The sequence below is a fragment of the Nonomuraea diastatica genome, assembly GCF_004349015.1.
GTDB lineage: Bacteria > Actinomycetota > Actinomycetes > Streptosporangiales > Streptosporangiaceae > Nonomuraea > Nonomuraea diastatica.
Window position 1 is genome coordinate 1 of record NZ_SMKP01000116.1, and the last position, 22896, is coordinate 22896.

At 68.4% G+C, this 22896-nt stretch carries 19 protein-coding genes and 1 pseudogene; 15 read left to right on the forward strand and 5 right to left on the reverse strand.

Annotated features, from left to right (window positions below; all coding sequences use genetic code 11):
- Window positions 1-34: 34 nt before the first annotated feature.
- Window positions 35-628: an RNA-dependent RNA polymerase family protein gene (locus E1294_RS53145; protein ID WP_165977600.1), complete on the reverse strand. Its 594-nt coding sequence runs from the start codon at window positions 626-628 to the stop codon at window positions 35-37.
- 309 nt (window positions 629-937) lie between these two features.
- Entirely contained in the window at window positions 938-1825 is an 888-nt protein-coding gene (locus tag E1294_RS33065) for a LysR family transcriptional regulator (protein WP_132514901.1), read from the reverse strand.
- A gap of 76 nt (window positions 1826-1901) precedes the next feature.
- Between E1294_RS33065 and E1294_RS33070 the strand changes: the two genes are divergently transcribed.
- From E1294_RS33070 to E1294_RS33110, 9 genes and pseudogenes are all read left to right on the forward strand, one after another.
- Window positions 1902-3233 (forward strand): cytochrome ubiquinol oxidase subunit I, encoded by a 1332-nt coding sequence (locus tag E1294_RS33070; RefSeq protein WP_132514902.1) that lies wholly within the window; start codon window positions 1902-1904, stop codon window positions 3231-3233.
- 9 nt (window positions 3234-3242) lie between these two features.
- Entirely contained in the window at window positions 3243-4241 is a 999-nt protein-coding gene (gene cydB, locus E1294_RS33075; protein WP_132514903.1) for a cytochrome d ubiquinol oxidase subunit II, read from the forward strand.
- An 890-nt stretch (window positions 4242-5131) separates the two neighbouring features.
- Entirely contained in the window at window positions 5132-5812 is a 681-nt protein-coding gene (locus tag E1294_RS33080; RefSeq protein ID WP_132514904.1) for a DUF998 domain-containing protein, read from the forward strand.
- Window positions 5813-6032: 220 nt separating this feature from the next.
- A pseudogene (locus E1294_RS33085) lies at window positions 6033-6248 on the forward strand (IS701 family transposase); the annotation flags it as partial.
- 69 nt (window positions 6249-6317) lie between these two features.
- Window positions 6318-6692, forward strand: coding sequence for a VOC family protein (locus tag E1294_RS33090; protein ID WP_132514906.1), 375 nt, complete (start codon window positions 6318-6320; stop codon window positions 6690-6692).
- Between the two features lie 5 nt (window positions 6693-6697).
- Window positions 6698-7042, forward strand: a complete 345-nt coding sequence (locus E1294_RS33095) for an ArsR/SmtB family transcription factor (RefSeq protein WP_132514907.1) — start codon at window positions 6698-6700, stop codon at window positions 7040-7042.
- Complete coding sequence (locus E1294_RS33100; RefSeq protein WP_132514908.1) at window positions 7039-7500, forward strand: SRPBCC family protein; 462 nt, start codon at window positions 7039-7041, stop codon at window positions 7498-7500. The genes E1294_RS33095 and E1294_RS33100 overlap by 4 nt, the downstream gene beginning before the upstream one ends.
- Window positions 7501-7550: 50 nt before the next feature.
- On the forward strand, window positions 7551-8141 hold the full coding sequence (locus E1294_RS33105; RefSeq protein WP_165977601.1) for a maleylpyruvate isomerase family mycothiol-dependent enzyme: 591 nt from the start codon (window positions 7551-7553) through the stop codon (window positions 8139-8141).
- 398 nt (window positions 8142-8539) lie between these two features.
- On the forward strand, window positions 8540-8737 hold the full coding sequence (locus tag E1294_RS33110) for a hypothetical protein (protein WP_132514910.1): 198 nt from the start codon (window positions 8540-8542) through the stop codon (window positions 8735-8737).
- A 357-nt stretch (window positions 8738-9094) separates the two neighbouring features.
- Here E1294_RS33110 and E1294_RS33115 read toward each other — a convergent pair whose 3' ends face one another.
- Entirely contained in the window at window positions 9095-10237 is a 1143-nt protein-coding gene (locus tag E1294_RS33115; protein ID WP_132514911.1) for an ROK family protein, read from the reverse strand.
- Window positions 10238-10336: 99 nt separating this feature from the next.
- Between E1294_RS33115 and ngcE the strand changes: the two genes are divergently transcribed.
- The 5 genes from ngcE (at window position 10337) to E1294_RS33140 (ending at window position 16043) form a co-directional block, all read left to right on the forward strand.
- A complete protein-coding gene (ngcE, locus tag E1294_RS33120) occupies window positions 10337-11728 on the forward strand; it encodes an N-acetylglucosamine/diacetylchitobiose ABC transporter substrate-binding protein (RefSeq protein WP_132514912.1) in 1392 nt (463 codons plus the stop codon).
- A 2-nt stretch (window positions 11729-11730) separates the two neighbouring features.
- Entirely contained in the window at window positions 11731-12630 is a 900-nt protein-coding gene (locus E1294_RS33125; protein WP_132514913.1) for a carbohydrate ABC transporter permease, read from the forward strand.
- Complete coding sequence (locus tag E1294_RS33130; protein ID WP_132514914.1) at window positions 12630-13463, forward strand: carbohydrate ABC transporter permease; 834 nt, start codon at window positions 12630-12632, stop codon at window positions 13461-13463. The genes E1294_RS33125 and E1294_RS33130 overlap by 1 nt, the downstream gene beginning before the upstream one ends.
- 53 nt (window positions 13464-13516) lie before the next feature.
- On the forward strand, window positions 13517-15022 hold the full coding sequence (locus tag E1294_RS33135; RefSeq protein ID WP_165977602.1) for a phosphodiester glycosidase family protein: 1506 nt from the start codon (window positions 13517-13519) through the stop codon (window positions 15020-15022).
- Window positions 15023-15110: 88 nt separating this feature from the next.
- Window positions 15111-16043: an endonuclease/exonuclease/phosphatase family protein gene (locus E1294_RS33140; RefSeq protein ID WP_220448060.1), complete on the forward strand. Its 933-nt coding sequence runs from the start codon at window positions 15111-15113 to the stop codon at window positions 16041-16043.
- Between the two features lie 61 nt (window positions 16044-16104).
- On the opposite strand, the gene E1294_RS33145 is transcribed toward E1294_RS33140, so the two are convergent.
- Together E1294_RS33145 and E1294_RS33150 are read right to left on the reverse strand one after the other, a co-directional pair.
- Window positions 16105-18078, reverse strand: a complete 1974-nt coding sequence (locus E1294_RS33145; RefSeq protein ID WP_220448061.1) for a glycoside hydrolase family 84 protein — start codon at window positions 18076-18078, stop codon at window positions 16105-16107.
- A 422-nt stretch (window positions 18079-18500) separates the two neighbouring features.
- The gene (locus tag E1294_RS33150) at window positions 18501-19613 is read right to left on the reverse strand and encodes a LacI family DNA-binding transcriptional regulator (RefSeq protein ID WP_132514917.1); all 1113 of its coding nucleotides are present in this window, start codon (window positions 19611-19613) and stop codon (window positions 18501-18503) included.
- 203 nt (window positions 19614-19816) lie between these two features.
- On the opposite strand from E1294_RS33150, the gene E1294_RS33155 reads away from it, so the two are divergent.
- On the forward strand, window positions 19817-22888 hold the full coding sequence (locus E1294_RS33155) for an alpha-mannosidase (protein ID WP_132514918.1): 3072 nt from the start codon (window positions 19817-19819) through the stop codon (window positions 22886-22888).
- Window positions 22889-22896 lie beyond the last annotated feature (8 nt).

A 22896-nucleotide genomic window follows, 5' to 3' on the forward strand; every position in this document is an offset into this window, starting at 1 on the left:
TCGACCGCCCCCGGCACCAGACTTGGTTACGTGCTCATGGCTCCAAGAACGCGTCGGGCTCACGACCGGCCTCGCCGCTGATCATTTCGTGACGTCGCAGCGGATACCAACCCCGGTGACTTGGTTGAGGGCCATGCGGCAGCCCACCTTCGTGGGGTTCACCGATCACCGCGCGTGGTGGGGATGCCAAGGTCCACGGCCGTGTGCTGCCCGTGGCCCCGATCGAACTGGCGGACCTTCTCCTCGGCGCCAGCCAGGCTGACCTGGAGTCCTTCGACCTCGCCGAGCCAGCCTTCACGTTCGGCCTCGGCGACCCGGTCAGCTGTCCCGAACACCATGACGACGAAGTCGTCGAGTAACGGACCAGCCGCCAGTTGCCCTGCCCGGCTCGCCTGCGCTTGGTGCGCTGGTAATCGGTTCCCATCAGGGTGTGCCACTGGTTGGAGAAGTGCTCATCCAGTGCCGTCAGGGCGATGTCGGCCGGCAACGGGGACAAGATCGCGCCCTGGGGAGCGCCGGTGAGACTGTCCTTGAACAAGCCGTGGTGCATCACCCCGGCCTTGAGGAACGCCTTCACCAGCGCCAGCACGCGTTTGTCGGAGATCCTCAAGCGGATCCGTTCCATCAACGCAGCATGATCGATCTGATCAACACGCCTCGATGCCGGCCTCCAGCACGACGTGGTAACCACGCCGGGCCAGATTGACGATCTCCTCGATCGCGTCCTGGGCGCGGCGGTTGGGCCGAACCCCGCAGGAGACCGGCAGGATCGATAGCGGCCACGGTCAGCCCGTCGATCCCGGCCGTCTGCGCGCCGGTGTTCGTCGAGACGCGTCGCCACTCCTCGGATAGGAACGCCGGATCGCAGACCAGGTTGTACAGATCATCAAATCGCGTGTGTCATCGGGCTTGACCGCTATCGCCGCAGATCACAGGCCTAAGCCGCCATCAGCGAGGCGGTCAGGTGGTCGCGGAAGCGGCGGGCCGCCTCGGACACATAGGCCCCCTCCCGCCAGAACAGCCGCAGTACCCGCTCGGCGCCGGGAGCGGCCAGCCGTACGGGAGAGAACGGCGCCCGCAATGCCGCCAGCGGCGAGCGGAGATACCACGCGGGCAAGAACCCCACGCCAAGCCCGGCGCTGACCATCTCGATGGCCGCGGTCGCCTCGTCGATCTCACAGGCGACCACCAGCTCCAGCCCGGCCTCGGAAAACAGCCGCTCGGCCAGGCTCCGCTGCCAGTACCCCGGCCGGGTGGTGACGACGGGTTCGCCCGCGAGGTCGGCCATGGTCACCTCCCGCCGGCCGGCGAGGCGGTGCCCGAGCGGCACGGCGAGCAGGACCTCCTCGCGCACCAGCTCCTCACGGCCCAGCCCCGGCCCGTCGAGCACCTCGGAGGCCAGGCAGAAGTCGACCTGTCCTTCGCTCAGCCGCCCGGCCATGACCTCCGGTGCCGCCTGAAAGAGACGTACGGCGACGCCTGGATGCTCGGCGATGAAGCTCTTGACCGGTTCGGTGATCGTGAGCAGCGCTTCCGAGGCGAGCGAGACGCTGCCGTGGGTGAGGCCGGCGGCGTCAGTGAGTTCGCGCCTGGCGTCGTCCAGCTCGACCAGAGCTCTGTCCACCCGGCGCAGGAACGCGGCGCCGAACCGGTTGAGGCGGATCCGTCTGCCGTGCCGGTCGAACAGGGGCACGCCCAGATCGGCCTCCAGCCGCGCGATGGTCCGGCTAAGTGAGGGCTGGGCGATGCGGAGCTCGTCTGCCGCCTTGCTGATGTGCTCGTGGCGGGCCACAGCCTGGAAGTAGCGGAGCGACAGCAGATCCATTATGCCTCTACAGCTATGAATTTATGAGAACACTGGTCTTGGACAGCATATAGCCCGCCTTTCTAGGGTCGTCTTCGTGGACACCTTGGATCTGGCCCGCCTGCAGTTCGCCGTCACGACGGGCGTGCACTGGCTGTTCGTCATCCTCACCCTCGGCCTCGTGCCACTCGTCGCGATCATGCAGACGCGCTCCTTGCGGGAACGGGATCGCGTACGGCGTGCGGCATTGGTCCGGATGACCCGGTTCTGGGGCCAGATCTATGTGATCAACTACGCGCTCGGCATCGTCACCGGTCTGGTGATGGAGTTCCAGTTCGGCATGGTGTGGAGCGGCCTCGGCACCTACGCAGGCAACGTCTTCGGCGCCCCGCTGGCTCTGGAGACGCTCATCGCGTTCTTCGCCGAGTCGACCTTTCTCGGCATGTGGATCTTCGGCTGGGACAGTCTGCGGCCTGGGCTGCACGTCACGTTGATCTGGCTGGTCACGGCCACCGCCTACGCCTCCGCCTTCTGGGTGCTGGTCGCCAACGGCTATATGCAGGCCCCCGTCGGTTCGGTGGTCAGGGACGGCGTGGCCTACCTGACCGACTTCGGCGCGCTGCTCACCAATCCGAGCGCGCTGGTGGCGCTGGCCCACGTGAGTCTCGCCGCGCTCCTGACCGGCGGCCTGTTCATCGCCGGGGTCAGCGCCCACCACCTGCGTCGCGGCAGGCAGAATTTCCGCGGTCCGCTGCGGACCGGCGTCCTCGTGGCCGCCGTCACCACCTTCCCCCTCTACGCCGCCGGCGGCCTGCAATACCCGATCATCGCCGCCACGCAACCGGCCAAGCTGGCGATGATGGACGAGCCCGGCTGGGTCCTGTGGGGGCAGTACGTCATGATCGGACTCGGTTACCTGCTGGGCATCCTCGCGCTCGCGGCCTTCCTGGTCGTCTTCCGCGAACCGCTGCTGCGGCGCCGGACACCCGCCGTGGTCGCTGTCGCGCTGACCGCCTACCCGGCCGGCGAGTATTTCGGTGGCTTCTTGTTCAACGAGCCGGGGCCGTACCGCGGGCCGATCTACCTGCTCTGGGTTCTGATCATGGGCGTGGTCCTGCTGTTGCGGCCCGTCGGGCCGCTGCTGCGGCTGCTGCCGATCCTCATTCCGCTGCCCTTCGTCGCCTCCGTCGGCGGCTGGATCTCCCGCGAGATCGGCCGGCAGCCCTGGATCGTGTTTGGCCAGCTCACCACGGCCCAAGCCCTGTCGCCCGGCCTGGCCCGGACCATGATGATCAGCTCGCTGGCCGCCTTCGTCGTCGTGCTCGGCGCTCTGGCCGTCACCAACTGGGTCCTGATCGCGCGCACCGTCCGCCGCGGGCTGGATCCCGCGCCCACCGAACCGGCCGCCGAACCCGTACCTGCATTCTGAAGGACCGTCATGGAACTCTTCTGGCTCTCGCTGCTGGGCTTGCTTCTCACCGGGTATTTCGTGCTCGCCGGCTTCGACTACGGCGTGCAACTGCTGCTTCCCCTGGCAGGCAGGGACGAGGGCGGCCGCCGCCAGGCCCTGGCAGCGCTCGGGCCGTACTTCTTCGGCAACGAGGTGTGGCTGGTCGCAGCCGCCGGCGTGCTGTTCGGCGCGTTCCCACTGCTGGAGGGAACCCTGCTGTCGGGCCTGTATCCGCTGGTGGTCCTGCTTCTGATCGGTCTGGTCGCGGGCAAGGCCGGCGTCCAGCTACGCGGTCGTTCCCGGGGCGCGGCCGCGCGTCGCGTGTGGGACGTACTCATCGTCGCCGGCGGCGCGATCCCCGCGTTCCTGATGGGCACGCTGATCGGGCTGCTGCTGGCCGGTGTCCCGCTGCGCGGCGGCCACGGATTCGTCCTCTCGCCCGGTGACGTGCTACACCCGTTCGTGCTGCTGGCCGGGGTGACCGGCGTGCTGCTCCTCATCGGGCACGGCGGCGCGTTCCTCGCCCTGCGCGCCACAGGCGAGGTGGCCGGTCGTGCGGAATCGGTCGCGCGCAGCGCCTTGACCTGGTCGGCGGCTGCCGTGGTCGTCACCTTCGCCGCCGGCTTCGCGCTCGGTGTGCGGCCGCCGAACCCGCTCGTGGCGACCGCGACGACCGCGCTGCTGACGCTCCTGCCCCTGGCCGGCCGTACGGCGCTGCGGCACGGCAGGCCGGGACGCGCTTTCACCGCCACCGCGGCCGCCGTCGCGCTGCCTGTCCCGCTGGCCGGGCTATCGACCTTCCCCTACATGCTCGTCTCCAGCGCCGACCCGCGGCACAGCCTCACCTTCACCGAGGTCGCCGCCGACACCGCCACCCTGGAGACACTGACCGCCTTCGGCGTCATCCTCCTCCCCGTCATGCTCAGCTACCAGGCCTTCAGCTGGTGGGCCTTCCGCGGCCGGGCCGAGGCCCCTGGCTACTTCTGATCACACCTGTCCCGGGGTCCTCCGGGACTCTACTGACGTGTAGGAACACCAAGCGCCTGCCCGAGACGCCCGATCTTGGCTAGAGCGGGCTGGCATGCTTGCGGACCCCGTGAGGGTGTAGGTGATCATAACGGGACGGTCTAGTACGGCAGTCACCATTCGCCTTGTGACCAGCACGAACGCGGGATGGGCCGATCCGATTCGCGGACCGGGAGGTCGCCCCGTGAAGGGCTTCTTGGCCCGGTCAAAAGTCGAGCGTTCCGGCCGAGGTCGCAGGGAGAACCCGCGCCGCCTTATTCACCTTGACTTATATAAGTATCAACTGAGATTGTTACTCCGTGCGCGCTCGACATGCTCGCAGCGCGGTCGGCAGCCCAGCACCCCTGCCGCGCCGGCTCCGTACCACCCCAAGGAGGTCGGCATCCGACTGGAGCGTTTGCGCCGGTTCTGGAGCCGGCACCTGGACACGCTGGGCACCGAACTCGCGCGCGCCCGGCGCGAGCGTCGCCACCCGCTTGACGAGACGCCGTCCGCGGAGCGACGACCGGACTCGAACGACGAAGAGGAAGAAGGCGAATGATCGACATCGTCAACCAGATAAACGCCACCCACCGGGAGATCGGCAGCCAGGCGGTCGGCCTCGACCTGTTCCTGCGCGGCGTCACGTTCGGCCCCGCGACCTCGGAGGACATGCCCGGGGAGAAGGCGTTCGCCACCGCCAGCTGCACGCCTGGGGGCGCGCGGTCCAGGCCGCGTGGGGTACCTGCGACGACGACCTCGCCACGGCCGTCGCGTTCGCCGTGCAGCACTACGCTCCCGGGACCGGCAGCGATGTTAACAGCTGACCCGCCACGCACTGAGTCGTCCGTTCTCATGAGAGGAGTAGACCGATGACCGACAACCTCACCACCACGGCGGCCGGCGGAGCGGCACGGACGCTGCTGATGTGCGGCATCGTCGCCGGCCCGCTCTACATCGTCGTGGTCCTGATACAGATGCTCACCAGGGACGGGTTCGACATCAGCCGGCATCCGGCCAGCATGCTGAGCAACGGTGACCTGGGATGGGTCCAGATCGCCAACTTCGCGGTCAGCGGCCTGCTTTTCGTGGCGGGAGCGGTGGGCCTGCACCGGGTGCGGGATCCGGCGGGACGGGGCGGCGCTTGGGGGCCGCGGCTGATCGGCGTCCTCGGCGCCGGCATGGTCGCCGCCGCCCTCTTCTCCGCCGACCCCGCTGACGGCTTCCCGCCGGGCACGCCCCTCGGCCCGCCCACGAGCATGAGCACGCACGGGATGGCGCACTTCCTCGTCTCCGGGATCGCCTTTCTCGCGCTGATCGCCGCGTGTTTCACATTCAGCCGGTGGTTCGCGGCAGTCGGCCGCCGCGGCTGGGCAGCCTTCAGTACGGTGACCGGCGCGCTCTTTCTGGCGGCCTGGATCTCGATCTTCGTGTCGCAGGGCTCCCGGGTGGCCAATGTCGCCTTCGCCATCGCCATCACGCTCGGTCTGAGCTGGGCGTCGCTCCTGGCCGCGCACCGGCTGGCTCGGCCTGGTACGGCGGCACATCCGTGAAGACGCGGGATTTCGGGTCGGTGGCTGCCTCCGAACCAGCGTTACAGCACGTACGCGAGAGGGGCCGATGCGATCTTGTGAACGGAAGCAGGCACAACAAGAGCAGCCGCTCGTGATCATGACTGTGTGACGAGTACAAGATCCAAAGGGGCTGCTGAGCCATCCTAGAGGCCCGGCGGGTGCAACGGAACATGAACGACCTGCCCACGCGCTGGCGCCGATGTTCACCCGCATCGAACCCCGCCTCCAAGCCGCCAGATACATCCGCGCCGTCATGTCCGGCCTGCCCAAACGCAACGGATGGACGATCGCCGAGCACGCCGGGGACCGCTCTCCCGCCGCCACCCAGCGGCTATTGAATCGCGCCCGCTGGGACACCGCCGGCGCCATGAGCCTGGTACGCCGCTTCGCCGTCACCGGCCTGGACGCCACCGCCACGTTCGATCGAGTCGGCAGATCGACGTCATAGGTAGGAAATTTCCTACCTATGACCTATAGTGAGGGCATGAACATCACGCACACCAAGATCGTCACGGTGCCTGTTTCCGACCAGGACCGCGCGAAGGACTTCTACGTCGCCGTACTGGGTTTCGAGGTAGTCGTTGACCAGCAGATGGGCCCGGTGCGATGGCTCCAGGTTGCCCCGAAGGGTGCCCAGACCAGCTTCACGCTGGCCACTGCCGAGCAGGGCTTCACCCCCGGCAGCGCGACCGGCATCATCCTGGAGACGTCCGACTTGGATGCCGACTGCGCTGAACTGCTGAAGGCCGGTGCTGCTGTCCAGGGCCAGACGGATCTGCCCTGGGGCCGCCAGGTCACCCTCACAGACCCGGACGGCAACAGCTTCGTTCTCTCCGCACCGGCCTCCTCGGGCCTCTGACCCCGATGCCCCCCGTCGAGACGAGCGCCGAGGAGCGGGTGTTCGCGGCTCTGGCCAGCCCAGTACGCCGAGAGGTTCTGCGGCTGCTGCGGGATGCCGGGCCTCAGTCGGTCAACGAACTCGCCTCGCACTTCGCCATGGCCCGCCCGAGCTTCTCCGAGCAGCTGCGGGTGCTGCGGGAGGCCGGGCTGGTCAGCGAGGCCCGGGCAGGACGGCAGCGGCTCTACCGTCTGGAGGGCGCCGCCTTGTATGAGGTGCAGGAGTGGCTGAATCCGTTCGAGCGGTTCTGGAGGGAGAAGCTCACCGGGCTTCGCGACCTCCTCGATTCGCTGGACGGTGATGAGTCGTGACCGATGACGATCTGACCGCCGTCCGAGTCGACCAATTCCTGGCACATCCGCCAGTGAAGGTGTGGCGGGCGCTGACCGAGCCTGAGCTGATCGCCCAATGGCTGATGCCCGGCGACTTCCGCCTGGAGGTCGGCCACCGCTACACCATGCAGGCTAAGGCTATGCCGGGCACCGGCTTCTCCGGCGCCATCCAGGCCGAGGTGCTGGCCTTCGAGTGCGAACGCATGCTGCGCATCGGCTGGCGCGACGCCGACCCCGATAACCCCAACGGTGCAGACTGGACCATCACCTGGACTCTGAAGTCCGAGGGCCGCGGCACCCGGCTCTTCCTCGCCCACGAGGGCTTCGACCCCGACAACCCACTCCAGCAGCGCGCCCGCACGCTCATGGGCGGCGGCTGGCGCTCCATCGTCATGCACCGCCTCGACGAGGTCCTCCGAGATCTCGAACCCCGATGACTCACCGGGCAGGCGCTCACACCCCCATGTCAAACAACAGGAATTCCTTCATGTCTATCGCAGATCGCTACGCCCAACTTGCAGAGAGCTTCCTGGCCCGGATCAGGGCCACCCCCGACCACCTGTGGGAGGCGAAGAGTCCCTGTCAGAGCTGGACGGCCCGCGACGTGGTCGCGCACGTCATCAACGGGCACCGCGGCATCCTGGCCCTGGTCCATAGGACCCCGCCGAGCGCCGCACATGGCGTCGCGGTTTCTCCCATGGCTGATGCGCCGGCTGTGGAAGCCGGCGCAGACCTGGCGGTGGCGTTCACCGCCTGCCGTGACGACATGCTGGCGATGCTCCGCGACCCTGCGCTGGCCTCGCGGCGACTGCCCGGCGGCCCGCTCGGGCCGGTCCCGGTGGAGCACGCCGCCGACGTGATCGGCTCCCTGGAGATGCTGGGACACACGTGGGACCTGGCCCGCGCCACCGGCGGCGACGAGGTCCTCGACTCTGATGCTGTCGCTCGCACCCACCAAGCGTTGATCCAGCACCATGCGGGGCTCCTGGCCACAGGTGCGTTCGACCCGAGCACCCCGGTGCCCGAGGGCGCCGATGCCCAGACGGAGTTCCTGTGTTTCATCGGACGCCGGCCCTGACCTGCCAGCCCCTGACGCCGCGGCAGTCGGTGTCGCCCAAAGCGTCACGACGCTGACTCCTCGGCGCGAAGCCGACGGTCTGTGGCACCGGGCGGTTTGGGCACGGCCGGGGACAGCACGAGGTCGAGCTGTCGTCCATGTCGAGGCGGAAGGTGCCGTACGGGTTGATGTTCGACCAGAACAGCGCGGTCAGCCCGCGCCGGTCCTCCTCGGTGAGCTTCTTCCCTCAGGCCGGTTCGGCGAGGACCTGTTGAAGCAGCAGCGTGTTGACGAGCGCGGACTGGTGCAGGCAGGTGTAGGGCGAGCATCGGGGGACCTATGGCGCCCGGCGGGTGCATGCCGAGCTGACGTTGGGCCACCAGGTCCCGGTCACACAGGGATCTCCGCCTTGCAAGCAGGTGGAGTACACCTACCGTTGGGTGGTGGACGGCCAGGACGAAGGGCGGAAGACGGGCTGGGTGACCACGACGACCAAGGACCGGCGCGAACCCTTTGGCGCCTTCGAGGCCGGTCGGCACACGATCGTCTACCACCTGCTGACCCCCACGAGGGCCACTCGGAGCGTGTCGTTCACGGTATGCGAGCCCTACTCTTAGTGGTCGTCCGTCCTCATAACACCGCTGCGGCGCTCTCCTTCACCGCCCTGCTGGGCCTCGCTGTCGCCGGTGTGGCGGTCTTGACCGGCTTGTCAGCCGATCTGGCCGCCACCGCCTACGGGGTCACCCGTTCCACCGATCAGGCCTGGCCGGTGGCTCCTTCCTGCCACCGTGACGCGGTGCCGGTGCGGGATTTACAGGCGTCCTCGTGATAAGTGACGTCGCTAAGGGGCTGCAGGGCTCCACGCCCCCAGTGGCCGCGGATCAGCGCGGCAATCTGAGCGTGTGGAGCCCGGCCCGCCGGGAAGCGGTGACGGCGATCCGTGCCGAGTGACGAGTGATTCCTCTTCGTACGGCTCAGCGGCTGGTGGTGATGAGGTCCTGGATGGCGATGACGGCGGCGCCGCGCGCCCAGTCAGGGAAGGACGTCTCGCGAACCGTCAGCCTGGCGCGCGCGGCTGAACCTATCGTCTGCGTGGCGAAAGCCGTACGCACTGCGGGCTCCATCAGATCGCGGGCGGCGGCCAACCCCTCCCCGGTGACCACGATCTGTTCGGGACCCAGGAGGTTGGCAACTGTTGAGATGCCGACGCCCACGGCGTTGGCCGCCTTCTCGAAGACCTCCCGAGCGGCGGCGTCACCGGACCTGGCGTGGGCGACCGCCTGCTCGAGGGTCAGGTGCGCCTCGCCGGTCTGTTGGCGAATGGCCGAGACGATGGCGTCGGTCGAGGCGATGGTCTCCAGGCAGCCGGAGCCGCCGCAGTAGCACGGCTTGCCGCCGAGCTCGACGGTCGCGTGCCCGAGTTCGCCCGCCACTCCGTAGGCCCCGCCCAGCGGGCTGCCGCCGAGAATGAGCCCGCAGCCGATGCCGGTGCCGACGGTCACCAGGACGAGCGAGGTGGCGCCGACGCCCACGCCGAACCAGTGCTCCGACGCTGTCAGCGCCTTGACGTCGTTCTCCACGCTGACACTCGGCAGGCGCGTGATCGTGGCCACCAGGTCGCCCAGGGGCACGTCGTGCCAGCCCAGCATGGGTGCGTGGCGCACGAGTCCCGCTCGGCGATCCACGTCGCCGGGCACGGACAGGCCCAGTCTGGTGATGCCGCCGCCCAGCTTGTCCAGCAGCGTGCCGATGCCCGCGATGACTTCGTGCACCGTGCACGAGGGGAGCGGCACGCGCTCCTCTTCGCGGATCTGCGCGGTGAGGTCGGTGGTCACACCGGTCAACTCATTGACGGTGACCTTGATGCCGGCGATCCGCTCCCGATGGGTCCGAACCGCCAGCGGACTGGCCGGACGGCCCGCGCCTGGCCCGGTGCGCTCCTTGTCGGGAAGTTCCTCCAGGTAACCGGCGTCGATCAGCGGACGCGTCACCTTGGCGACCATTGTCATGGACAGGCCCAGGTGACGCGCGACGTGCCGGCGGCTGACCGGTCCCTGCGTCAGCACCGTGTAGAAGACCGCGACTCCTGCCGGAGGCAGTGAGTTGTCCAGATACATGACAGGATCGTAACGCAAATAATTAGACAACTTAGGGATTGAATTAAGCCGGGAGCGCTTCTAGGCTGCGGGCACCCGTTCCTCTCCCCGGGAGGAGATATGCACATCAGCTCACAGCCGTCCCGGCGCCATGCGCTGTGTCTGCTCGGTGCGAGCCTGCTCAGCGGTTGCGCCATGGGCGGTGGGGACACCAGCGCGCCCGCCAAAGCACCCGCGGGCAAGATCACCGCGGACAACCCCTTCGGCGTGCCGGACGGAGGAAGCGTCGAGCTCGCCTATTTCAAGGGCGGCAGCCCGAACTACCTGGGCGACGCCGTCGAGCCCCTGCTGCAGAACAAGTTCCCCAAGGTCCAGATCCAGCGGACCATGTCCGAGCGCATGTCGCAAACGCTGCAGCCGCGCTTCGTCGGCGGGAACCCGCCCGACTTCATCGACAACGCCGGTGCGGACGCGCTCAGCTTCGGCGCCCTGGTCCAGGACGGCCAGGTCCTCGACCTGACCGACTTCTACAACGCGCCCTCGATCGACGACCCCAGCAAGAAGATCAAGGACAGTCTCCTCCCCGGTTCCTATGAGAGCACCCTTGTGGACGGCGTGCCGTACACGATCTCTTTCGTCGCGCGCTCCTTCGGCATCTGGTACAACGCCAAGCTGGGCCTGCAGCCTCCCGCGACCTGGGACGCCTTCATCCAGCTGTGCGAGGAGATCAAGAAGTCCGGCGTCACACCGTACGGCTTCGCCGGCAAGAATGCGGCGGACTACCAGGCCGAGGTCATCCTCACCTCCGCCGCGAAGATCGGCGGCCTGGATCTCCTGCGCGCCATCGACAACCTCGAAGACGGTGCCTGGGAGGCGGACGCGGTCAGGCAAGCCGCCGAGGCGTGGGCCGAGATCGGCGGCCGGTTCTCCGACAAAAGCTTCGAAGGTCTGATCCACACCGAGGTGCAACTGCGGCAGAACCAGGGCAAGCTCGCCTTCTACCCCTGCGGCGACTGGCTGGAGAGCGAGCAGAAAAAGTCAACGCCCGAGGGCTTCGAGTACACCATGATGCCCACCCCGAGCATCACCTCCTCCGACGCGCTCCCGATCGCGGCCGTCCACGCCCTCCTCGGCAGCGCCATGCTCGTGGCCGCCAAGGGGCAGAACACCGCCGCCGCGCAGGAGTTCATGCGCCTGATGGTCTCCAAGGAGGGCGCTCGTGCCTACACCCGGGCCAGCGGCTGGCTCACTACCGTGCCCGGGGCCGCCGACGGGCTGGACCTGTCTCCCGGCACCCTGGTCAGCCAGCAGGCCCTGGCCACGGCCGGAGCGGCCAAGGCCCTGATCACGTGGAAGTGGAACGGCTGGTACCAGCCTCTGCTGTACGAGATCAGGGACGCGACCAACGCGCTGATGTACGGCCGGGTCACGGCGGCCGAGTTCACCCGGCGCATGCAGAAGAAGGCCGACGAGATCAAGGCCGACTCCACCATCAAGAAGTACCAGCGCTGATCATGCGACGCGGCAGACCCGTCTTCATTGCCGGTTTCCTCGCGGCACCGGTGTTGATCTACGCGGTCCTCGTGATCGGGCCCTACCTGCAGGCGTTCCAGATCGCGCTGACCAACTGGCGTGGGGTGTCGGCGCGGGCCAACTACGTGGGCCTCGACAACTTTTTCCGGATATTTCAGGACGACATGTTCTGGAAGGCCCTGCGCAACCACGGGCAGATGCTGCTTGCTGTCCCTCTGATCACCATCTGTCTGGCCCTGACCTTCGCCTTCCTCCTCAACGTGGGCGGGCGCCGAAGGACGGGCCTACGGGGATCGGCGTTCTACCGTGTGGTGTTCTTCTTCCCGCAGGTGCTGTCGCTCGCCGCGGTCGGCGTGCTGTTCCAGCTGGTCTACAGGCCCGACGAGTCGGGCGTGCTCAACCGGGTGATCGTCGGTCTCGGCCTGGAGCCGCTGGGCTTCCTCACCAATCCCTCCCTCGCTCTCTGGTCGATCATGGGCGTGATGATCTGGGCCGGTGTCGGCTTCTACATGGTGCTGTTCTCGGCCGGCATGGCGGCCATCCCCACGGAGATCTACGAGGCGGCCGAACTCGACGGCGCGGGCCGCTTCCGCGTCTTCTTCAGCATCACCCTGCCGCTGCTGCGCAACACGGTACAGGTGGCCTGGGTCTATCTCGGCATCGTGGTGCTGGACGGTTTCGCACTGGTCCAGGTGCTGTCGATCAACAACGGCGGGCCGGACGGCGCCACCTCGGTCCTCGGCCTGCAGGTCTGGCAGCACGCCTTCGGCAACTACACCTTCGGCTACGCCTCCGCCATGGGCGTGGTGCTGTTCTTCATCATCATGTCGATCAGTGCGCTGACCATGCGCCTCACCCGGCGCGAGTCATTGGAGTACTGATGGGTCCCCGTGCACTCAACGTCCTGGCCCAGATCATGCTCGCGGTGTGGGCGGTGGTGGTCATCGCCCCGCTGCTGATCACCCTTCTGGGGTCTTTCAAAGGCACCACCGAGTTGTTCGGCGACCCGTTCACCCTGCCCTCAGCGCTGCGCTGGGACAACTGGGTCAGCGCCTGGGACACCGCCCGCGTCGGGCGGTTCATCCTCAACAGCGCCATCGTGGTCTTCTTCGGGGTGGCCGGCACCATGCTGCTGGGCTCGATGGCCGCCTACGTGCTGGCGCGCTACACCTTCAGCGGCAACCGGTTCATCTACTACATGTTCGTCTCCGGCCTCACCTTCCCGGTGTTCCTGGCGCTCGTCCCGCTGTTCTTCGTCGTGAAGAACCTCGGCCTGCTGGGCACCCACACTGGCCTGGTGCTCGTCTACATCGCCTACTCGCTGCCGTTCACGGTCTTCTTCCTGGCCGCCTTCTTCAAGACATTGCCGACCAGCGTCGCGGAGGCGGCGTTCATGGACGGCTGCTCGCACGCCAGGACCTTCTTCCAGGTGATGCTCCCCATGGCCAGGCCCGCCCTGGTGAGCGTGACCATCTTCAACATCCTCGGCCAGTGGAACCAGTACCTGCTGCCGCTGGTGTTGCTGCCCGGCGACGCCGAGGACAAGTGGGTGCTTCCGCAGGGCATCGCGAGCATCTCCACCGCCGCCGGGAATCAGGCCGACTGGGGTGCGCTGTTCGCCGCGCTGACCATCGCGATCGTGCCGATGCTGGTCGTTTACGTGATCTTCCAGCGGCAGATCCAGGCCGGTCTCACCCAGGGCGCAGTGAAGTAACCCGTCTCCTATGGAGTGATACACACATGTACCGCAAGGCTCTCCCCTTTCACATGGCAGTCGCGGCGCTGGTGGCCACGGCCCCGGCCACCGCGGCCGCGTCATCTTCCGAACCCGTGAACGTGACGCCCGGCGTGACGCTGACGCAGCTCACGCTCGGTGCGGAGGACGCCGACGACTTCTGGACCGTCCACGTGTACCTGCCCGCCACGATCGACGGCCCGCTCAACCGGGCCGGAACGGGGCTGGGCTCCCGGGAGATCGCCGACCGGGTCACCGCGGCGCTGCGCGAGAAGGGCTTCGAACCCCGCATTGAGCAGGTCGGTCTGCCCGCCTTCGCCGATCACCCTGGAGGCGTGCTCGGCTGGATCGTCCGCGTCGGACGGTACGCGACCGCCGCCGAAGCCGCTACCGAGCTGGCGCGGATCAGGGGGGCCGGTTTTGCGGGCGGCGCCCGCTACACCGCGCAGGACGGCACCGACGCCGGGGCGCCGCAGAAGGTCCACGTCCTCCGCGTCGACTTCCGTCGCTTCCGCGGCACCGTGGACACCGACTTCGGGCCCACGCTGAACGGCATGGAGACGCTCACCGACCTCATCGCCTCAACGGGCGCGGTGGCGGGCGTCAACGCGCAGTGGTTCCTGAACAACTCCCCCACCGGCCTGTACGTCAAAGACGGCAAGCTCATCGGCAGCGCCACCCAGGGACGCGGCAGCATCAAGATCACGCACGGCGGCCGCCGGGTGGAGGCCGACGCCTACACCGCCCACCTGACGCTCCGCGCGGGCGGTGACTCCATCGAGCTCGACGGCGTCAACCGCATCCCCGGCGAGATCTGGAACTGCGGCGGCGTCGGCGGCGACCTGCCCACCGAGAGGCCTCAGCACGACTTCAAGTGCACCGACGCCGGGGAGCTGGTCCGCTTCACCCCTGAGTGGGGCGCCCCTCCAGCCGGGGCGGGCGCGGAAGCCGTACTGGATGCTAGGGGCAGGGTGCTCGCGGTGAACACCACGCGCGGCGCCGCCGTGCCTCCGGGCGGCTCGACCATCCAGGCGATCGGTGACAGCGCCGACTGGCTCCTCGCACATGTCATTCCGGGACGCAGGGTGACCGTCACCGAGCGGGTCGAGGACAGCCGGGGCCGCCGCGTCCCGCTCACCCGGGGCACCACCATCCTCCAGGTCGGTCCCGCCCTCGTCCGCGACGGCCGGGTGTCGGTCAACGCCGCCGCGGACGGCGTGATCCGCGAGGGCACGGATCAGACGTTCACCTACAACTGGACCGTCCGCGGCAACCCACGGTCGATGATCGGCATGGACGACCAGGGCCGCCTGATGCTCGTGGTCGTCGACGGGCGAAGGGACGGCTACAGCGAGGGCCTCGGCATCGCGCAGGCCGGCGAGCTGATGAAGCGCCTAGGCGCTGTGGAGGCCATGAACCTCGACGGCGGCGGCTCCAGCGTCATGGCGACGGCGGGAGGCGGCATCGTCAACCGTCCCTCCGACGCCACCGGACAGCGCACGCTGGGCAACGTGCTCCTTATCCGGCCGGCAAGGTGAGATCTTCGCGGTCTGTGGCTGTGGGGACGTCATCTTCCCGGGGCCGAGCCAGGACGAGCTAATCGATCAACTACTTCTGGGAGAGTCCATGCGGTTTCTGATGCGCTTTGCCGCGGTGATGGTTTCATCGGCCTTAACGGCACTGACCGTGCCCGGTACGGCGAAGGCCTCCACCTCTGCGGAGTCCTACACCGTCTGGCACTGGAACGTCGCCGGCAACACTTTGAATCACGGCTCCGCCACCAACGGCATGGTCCGAGCGGCGGTGGCCTCCATCGTCGCCCGAGGCGCGAGCTTCGTTTCATTCAACGAGTTGTGCATAAACCAGTACCAGGCGCTGGTGACCGGCCTCCGAAACGCCGGCTGGCCGGCCGACGGCGCCAATTTCGCCCGATTCGTCGTCACGTACCCCGCCACATCAGGCGGGCCGTGCAGTGGTAAGGACTACGGGAACGCCATTTTCAGCAAACAACCCCTGGGAGCCGCGGAGAGGATCTCTCTTCCCGACGACGGCAAGACCGAGAAGCGTAAAATGCTGTGCGCTCCCTTGGAGGCACGCCCCCGCCTGCGATTCTGCAGCACGCACACCACGTACGTCGACGCCTATCGGTCGTCCCAGCTCAACGCCGTACTCCGAAAGCTCGAGGCATATCATGCCAACGGCGACACCGTGGTCATCGCGGGTGACTTCAATCTCCAGCCCAACTCAGCGCGGCTGGACGGTTACTATTCCTCCACCCTGAACACCCCCAACAACCGCGGCAACACCGGGCGCTATCGCGAACTGGACGATGCGGATCCGAACGATTGCCCCGGCTACGGTGAGCTCACCGTCAGCACGCCGGACTCCAAGGGGGCGTGCGGCACCGGGACGAAGCTCGACATGATCTTTGCCAGAGAAGACAAGATCACCGGCACCTACTCGGGTGACTCACTCGCACCTCCGACGACGTGTGCCACCAATCCTGGCGGCCTGTGTTCCGACCACCGCGTGCTGCTCGGGGCGGTCACGCTGTCATAGGGCTCTGACGCCGCCCGCGGCACCAGCCAGGCCGTCACCGCCGAATGATCTCGCCAGTGGTTCACCAGCGACTCGCTGGGCGCTCACTGTCAGCCGGTTCGGCCCCGGCTACGGTGGGCGCCTGCCGGCGCGTCATCGCCCGGCTGCGGGCGAACGCGGTGTCGTAGGCCGAGGCACCCGCCAGTTTCTCGGCCTGGACAACGATGCCGCTGGCCTCGGCCAGGAAGACGTCGAGCACCCCGTCGCCCACCTGGGGCTGGGCCGAGCCCCAGCGATTGCGCGGTGGGCTGACTCGGACGGCGCGAGCCTGCCGCTGCAGGTCCCGCGACTCGGCGAGCAATGCGCCGGCCTTGGTCTCGTCTCCGGCCTGCCGGGCGTGGAGCGCGTCGAGCATGGCCACCATCGCCCTGCCCCACAGCTCGGTGGCGTCCAGCCAGGATGCGGCGTCATCGGTGAAACCCTTCTGCACTGATCCGCCGCGGATGCTGGCCGGCGCCGTGGCGATGGCCTTCGCGTACGGGTGCATCGCAGTGATCGCGGCGCCGCGTCGCCCGTCGTCCCATGCCTGCCAGAACTCCGCCGTGCGCGTGGCGAGCCGGGGTGCCTGGGGCTGCCAAGGGGTGCCGCCGAAAGTCGGCGCCATGTGCTCCAGGTCGCCGAAAACCAGCAGGGCCTCGGTGGCTGCCTTGTCGCCGCCGGCGAGATAGGCCATCGCGCGCGGCCAGTTCTTCCTCGCGTCGTACGCCTTGTCGTTCCAGGTGAAGTCCGCGGTGCCGAAGACCGCGACCTTGCTCGCGTACGGCTGGTTCATCGGGTTGGCCACGATGCCGGACAGGTGTGCGGCCAGGCCGCCCTCACGCTTGTCGTAGGGAGCCAGCAGCAACCGGCCGCTGGTCTCGCCGAAGTCGTTGACCGGGTAGTTGTCCCAGACGAAGACCTTGCGCCCGAACAGCGCCGCCGCCTTCTTGGCCTGTTCGTTGGTGATCTCTGGAGGCACGGTGTCGGTGCCGGTCCACATCACCTCGATCGCGGGATCGAGGGATTCCCGCATGGTCTGCTTGTACGTGGTGTCGGTCAGATCGCCGTACTCGGTGGGCACCATCTGCAGCGGCTGGGCGCCTTCGTGGGTGGCGATGAAGTTCCGCTGCAGGTCGTTGAGCAGGTCGACCTGGGCCTTCGCCGCTGCGGTGCGTCCGGCCGCGCCGTACGCGGCCTCGTCCGCCGCGCAGTTCCAGCGGGTGTAGCTGATGTCGTCCAGCGGGATGGAGAAGGCTCTGGCGCCCAGGTCGTAGAGCGCCTGCAGCTTCTGCTTAAGGAGGTTGCGGTCCGCCTGGTCGGAGTAGCAGATCGACACGCCCGGAGAGAGGGCGAAGGTGAAGCGGACATGATTCGCGTCAGCCCGTGCCACCAGCTCCCCCAGCTCGGCGAGCTTGTCCGCCGGGTAGGGGTCGCGCCACCTGTCGCGGTGGTAGGGATCGTCCTTGGGAGCGTAGATGTAGGTGTTGGCCTTGACGTCGCCGTAGAAGTCCATCTGGTCGAGGCGTTCGGCGTGCGTCCACGGCGCACCGTAGAAGCCTTCGATGGTGCCGCGCAGCGGCATGGACGGGAAGTCGCTGACCTGGACTCCCGCCACCTTCCAGCCGTCGCCGGATGGGACGAACAACTGGCGCAGCGTCTGTACGGCATAGAACTGGCCTGCGGCGTCCTTTCCGCCGAGCGCGATCTGCCGCGGCTTGGCGCCCGAGACCCGCAACGCGTATCCCTCGGCCTTGCCGGGCACGACCGTATCGCCGAGCGCCTGCGCGATGTCCGGCCGTGCCGCGGAACCGAGGCGCGCCATGAGCAGGCCGGCCGCGGCCGCGGGGATTCTGTCGGGGGCGACTATGTCGACCCGTTCGGCGCCGTGCGCCTTGAGTTCCCGTACGAGGCGGTCGCGGGCGGCGGGGTCGGTCTGGTCGTCGGCGATCACGAGCACCCGGCTGGTGACGACGGCGGCGGCACCGATGCCGGTCAGCGACTGCGGAGTCGGCGACACCGGGCGGAGTGGCGCAGAAGGTAAGGAGGTGTCCGAATCAGGAGCGGAATGGGCCGCAGGGGCGGGCAGGAGTGCCCCGAAACCCAGGGTCGCGGCCAGCGCAAGGCATGCCGTGGGGGTGATCTTGCGTCTTCTCACGAAGGTCTCCACTGGTCTATACCGGCAAGGTGATCGAAGTGTCATCTGCCGGCGTTTCTACTGCCTGGAGGTCGAAGCGACGAGATGAAAGGCCGGAAAGGGAGGGGAATGAGCCGCTGACATGGCAGAACACCGGATCGTCCCGGGTCGTTGCCCGTGCGAAGGGCCGGTTGGGGGCTCGCGCCTTTCTCTACGCGGTCTAGACCGGCAACCTGATCAGTACCTTAATATCGGCGTTTTTACTGTCAAGGGTTGGATTGCGACACTTGCTCAGCAAACTCGGCTTAGCGCCCCGGAGAGGCGGTGCTGCCGCGTAGGACGAGCTCGGGCGTGGGAGCCTGCACCGCGCGGGGCTCCGGACGCTCGGCCATCACGTGGAGCAGTTCGGTCGCGGTGAGCGTGCCGAGCGCGTACGTGTCGCGGGTCAGGGCGGTGATCGGGGGATGCGGCAGCTGGGTGAGGATGGAGTCGTCGAAGGACACGATGGAGACGTCGCCGGGGACCCGTACGGCCATCTCGGTGGCCACGCCCAGTCCTGCCGCCGCCATGACGTCGCTGTCGTAGATGATCGCCGTGCAACGAGGGCTCGTCTCCAGCAGTTGGCGCGTGGCCGATGCGCCCTGGATGTCCGAGTAGTCGGTCGCCACGCTCACGATGTCGAGATCGAGCGTATCGTGCGCGCCGGCGATGGCCTGGAGGCGGCGTCGCGTGTGCTGGTAGGCGGGGACGCCGCTGACGTGGCCGATGGACCGGTGGCCGAGCCCGGCGAGGTACTCCAGGATGCGGGTCATCGCCGCGTGGTCGTCGACCCAGACGCTGGTCAGCGGCAAGGGCGCCCCGTGGCCTCCCAGGGCGACGGCGGGGATGCGCAGGTCGGCGAGGAGCTGCGGCCGGGCGTCGTCGACCGCGAGGTCGAAGAGCACGAGCCCGTCGACCCGGTTCTCGGCGGCCCAGCGGCGGTAGACCGCGACCTCCGCCTGGGCGTCCTCGACGATGAGGAGTTGTGTGGCGATTCCCTCATTGGACAGGCGGGACTGCAGGCCGGACAGGACATGCGCGAAGAACGGCTCGACACCCAGCGTGCGGGCCGGACGTGCGATGACGATGCCGACCACGTCGTTGTTGGCCCCTTTGAGGGCACTCGCGGCCCGGTGCGGGCGCCAGTTGAGCTCCTCGGCGACTTGGAGGATGCGCTTGCGCGTCGCGTCGCTGATGCCGGGGCGGGCGTTGAACGCCAGTGACACCGCCGAGACGGAGACGCCCGCCAGCCGCGCGATGTCGGTGCTCCTCAGCCGGGCGGGTGCGGCGCCCGCCGAGGGCTCGGAGGGCTCAGAGCACTCGGGAGAGCCAGGTGAAGCGGCGGGGTCCTGGGGCGGAACCTGGTCGTTTGGCGGCATCGCTCCTCCATCGACGTCTGACCAAGAACCTCGGGCCGAGGGATCTGAGACCCGGGCGATACGGGCGGCTGCGTTATGCAACCGTGACAAGCCTTCCGCGTGACCTTGAGAACTAAAACGTATTAGTCTGCGGTCACTTGCGATCATACGGCACTAAAACGTATTAGGCACATTGTCACATCTCCGTTACGGAGAGGTACGAGATGCACAACCACCTCAGCCGCACGCTCGAGCGGCTGGCCCGTGCGAAGCGCGAACGGATCCTGCCCCGGATTCACACCCGGTTGGGAGGTGTCGAGATCGAGGCATGGACGGTCACGGACGACGGAGAGCCGGTGAGCGCCCGCCATGCCCTCGGGCTCGCCCGCGACACCGGCCGCACCACCCCCGGCTACCGCCCCTTCCCGCTGGGCGCCGCCTGGGGGAAGGCCTGGTCCACGACCTGGTTCCGGATTCGCGGCACGGCCGGCCCGCAGCAGGCCGGCCTGATCGAGCTCGTGCTCGACCTGGGCTGGTTCGACCACTCCGTGGGCGGTCATTGCGAGGGCCTGGTCTTCACCCCCGATGGCACGATCGTCAAAGGCCTGCACCCTCGCCAGTCCGACGTCCGGCTAAAGGGCGATGGAGCCGTCCCCGGTCTGGTCGATGCCGATGGCGCGTTCCTCCTCTACGTCGAGGCGGCGGCGAACCCTCTCCTGCTCGGGTTGCCCCCGTTCGTCGTCACCGAGCACGGTGAGAAGGGGGCGGAGGAGCCGTTCGAGCAGTTCAGGCTGCGCCGTGCGGAGATCGCCGCGTTCTCGTCCGAGATCCATGCCCTGTGCTGCGACCTGGACGTGCTCGGCGGGCTGGCCACCGAGCTGCGCGCGGATGAGCCGCGTCACTGGCGGCTGCTGCGCGGGATCGAGCAGGCACTGGACGTCTACGACGAGGCGGACGCCGAGGCCGGCGCCCGGCGGGCGCGCGCGATCCTCGCTCCCCTCCTGGCCACGCCCGCGCACGCCAGCGCCCACCGGATCACCGCCGTCGGGCACGCGCACATGGACACGGCGTGGCTGTGGCCGCTGCGCGAGACGGTACGCAAGCTCGCCCGCACGGTCTCCAACGCGCTCGCCCTGCTGGACGCCGACCCCGCACTGGTGTACACGATGTCATCGGCGCAGCACTTCAGCTGGCTCGAAGAGCACTATCCGGACCTGTTCGCCCGGGTGCGACGCCACGTCGAGCAAGGCCGGTTCGTACCGGTCGGTGGAATGTGGGTCGAGGCGGACGGCGTCATTCCCACCGGCGAATCGATGGTGCGCCAGCTGACTTACGGCAAGAGGTACTTCATCAGCCGCTTCGGCCGGGAACCACGCGAGATGTGGCTGCCCGACTCCTTCGGCTACTCGGGCGCGCTGCCGCAACTGGCCCGCCGGGCCGGGTCCCGGTGGTTCCTGACACAGAAGATCTCCTGGAACGACACCACGGTCTTCCCGCACCACTCCTTCTGGTGGGAGGGCATCGACGGCACGCGGATCTTCACCCACTTCCCGCCCGCGGAGACGTACGCCGCCGAGGTGACCGCCCGCGAGCTCCGTCACGCGGTCGCCACCTTCAAGGACAAGGCGATCGCGTCCCATTCGCTGCTGCCCTACGGGTACGGCGACGGAGGCGGCGGACCCACCAGGGAGATGGCCGAGCGGCTGCACCGCTTCGGCGACCTGGAAGGGGCGCCACGCGTGAGCTCCAGGTCTCCGGCGGAGTTCTTCCAGGAGGCCGAGGCCGAGCTACTGGAGGCGGGCTCCCTGGAACCGGTCTACCGGGGCGAGCTCTACCTGGAGCTGCATCGGGGCACCCTGACCTCGCAGGCGGCCATGAAGCGGCACAACCGGCGCTGCGAGTCGCTACTGCGGGCGGCCGAATACCTCAGCGCGGCGGCGAGCACCTTGCGCGGCGCGCCCTATCCGCGCGAGGACCTCGACGAGATCTGGCGGACCGTGCTGCTGCACCAGTTCCACGACATCCTCCCGGGAACCTCGATCGCCTGGGTGCACCGCGAGGCCCGCGACACCTATCGGGCCACCGAGGAAAGGCTCCACGAACTGATCAAGCAGGCCGGCGCGGCGCTGGGCGGTGAGCGGGCCGATCCCGCCGGTGGGGTGCTGCCTCCGTTCGCCGCGGCGAATCCGCGTGCCGCCGTCGTCAAGGTCGCCGACGGCGAGGACGGCGGCACCGTACTGGACGACGGCCTGCTCCGCGTCGTGATCGGCGCCGACGGCCACGTCACCTCCCTTCTCGACGCGCGCACCGGCCGGGAGGTGGTCCCGCCCGGCAGGCGCCTCAACGAGCTCCAGATCTTCCGCGACGAGCCGGTGCGCTGGGACGCCTGGGACGTGGACCGGCACGTGCTCCGCCACCCCCAGGTGATCGACGAAGTCACGAACTGGAGGATGATCCGCAGCGGGCCCGACGCCGGCGTCGAGGTGGTCCGGCGGGCCGGCGCGTCGACGATCACGCTGACGATGTGGCTGCGCGCCGGCACGGGGCGGTTCGAGACCGAGTGCGTCGTCGACTGGGAGGAACGCGAACAACTGCTGAAGGTCGCCGTCCCGGTGCGGATCATGGCGCGCACCGCACGATTCGAGACCCAGTACGGGTACGTCGAACGGCCGCTGCTCACCAACACCGCGGCCGAGGAGGCGATGTTCGAAGCCGCGATGCACCGCTACGTGCAGGTGGCCGACGGTGATTTCGGCCTCGCGATCGTCAACGACGCGATGTACGGAGCCGACGCCCGCGCCGACGGCGACTCCACCGTCGTCCGGCTGTCCCTGCTCCGCGGCGCCCGGTTCCCCGATCCCCGCGCCGACGTGGGCATGCATGCCTTCCGCTGGGCGGTGCTGCCCGGTGCGGACGTGCCCGCCGCGGTCGAGGCCGCCTACGCGTTCAACACACCCGACCTCGCCGGCCTCCCGCAGGTGGCGCCGCTGGTACGGCTGGAGGCCCTGACCGGGCACGCGCTCATCGACTGGGTGAAGCAGGCCGACGACGGCTCCGGTGACCTCGTCGTACGGGTGTACGAGACGCGGGGAGGACGGGCGAGCGCACGGCTGCACTGCTGCGAGGAACTCGGCGAGGGAGCCGTCCTGTGGGAGACCGACCTGCTCGAACGGGAGATCGGCGGCGAAGACGACCTGCCCGTGGCTGTGGGGCCGGCGGGCTCCCGCCGTCCCGTGAGCGAGGCTCGTCTGGATCTCGGCCCCTTCCAGGTGGCGACACTGCGGATCGCCCTGTGACCTGCCAT

What these genes read in the sequence shown, in the direction of transcription:
- E1294_RS33065 (WP_132514901.1), bottom strand. Translation starts at nt 1,825, where the DNA reads ATGGATCTGCTGTCGCTCCGCTACTTCCAGGCTGTGGCCCGCCACGAG.
- cydB (WP_132514903.1), top strand. Translation starts at nt 3,243, where the DNA reads ATGGAACTCTTCTGGCTCTCGCTGCTGGGCTTGCTTCTCACCGGGTAT.
- E1294_RS33080 (WP_132514904.1), top strand. Translation starts at nt 5,132, where the DNA reads ATGACCGACAACCTCACCACCACGGCGGCCGGCGGAGCGGCACGGACG.
- E1294_RS33090 (WP_132514906.1), top strand. Translation starts at nt 6,318, where the DNA reads ATGAACATCACGCACACCAAGATCGTCACGGTGCCTGTTTCCGACCAG.
- E1294_RS33095 (WP_132514907.1), top strand. Translation starts at nt 6,698, where the DNA reads ATGCCCCCCGTCGAGACGAGCGCCGAGGAGCGGGTGTTCGCGGCTCTG.
- E1294_RS33105 (WP_165977601.1), top strand. Translation starts at nt 7,551, where the DNA reads ATGTCTATCGCAGATCGCTACGCCCAACTTGCAGAGAGCTTCCTGGCC.
- E1294_RS33115 (WP_132514911.1), bottom strand. Translation starts at nt 10,237, where the DNA reads ATGTATCTGGACAACTCACTGCCTCCGGCAGGAGTCGCGGTCTTCTAC.
- ngcE (WP_132514912.1), top strand. Translation starts at nt 10,337, where the DNA reads ATGCACATCAGCTCACAGCCGTCCCGGCGCCATGCGCTGTGTCTGCTC.
- E1294_RS33125 (WP_132514913.1), top strand. Translation starts at nt 11,731, where the DNA reads ATGCGACGCGGCAGACCCGTCTTCATTGCCGGTTTCCTCGCGGCACCG.
- E1294_RS33130 (WP_132514914.1), top strand. Translation starts at nt 12,630, where the DNA reads ATGGGTCCCCGTGCACTCAACGTCCTGGCCCAGATCATGCTCGCGGTG.
- E1294_RS33135 (WP_165977602.1), top strand. Translation starts at nt 13,517, where the DNA reads ATGGCAGTCGCGGCGCTGGTGGCCACGGCCCCGGCCACCGCGGCCGCG.
- E1294_RS33140 (WP_220448060.1), top strand. Translation starts at nt 15,111, where the DNA reads ATGCGGTTTCTGATGCGCTTTGCCGCGGTGATGGTTTCATCGGCCTTA.
- E1294_RS33150 (WP_132514917.1), bottom strand. Translation starts at nt 19,613, where the DNA reads ATGCCGCCAAACGACCAGGTTCCGCCCCAGGACCCCGCCGCTTCACCT.
- E1294_RS33155 (WP_132514918.1), top strand. Translation starts at nt 19,817, where the DNA reads ATGCACAACCACCTCAGCCGCACGCTCGAGCGGCTGGCCCGTGCGAAG.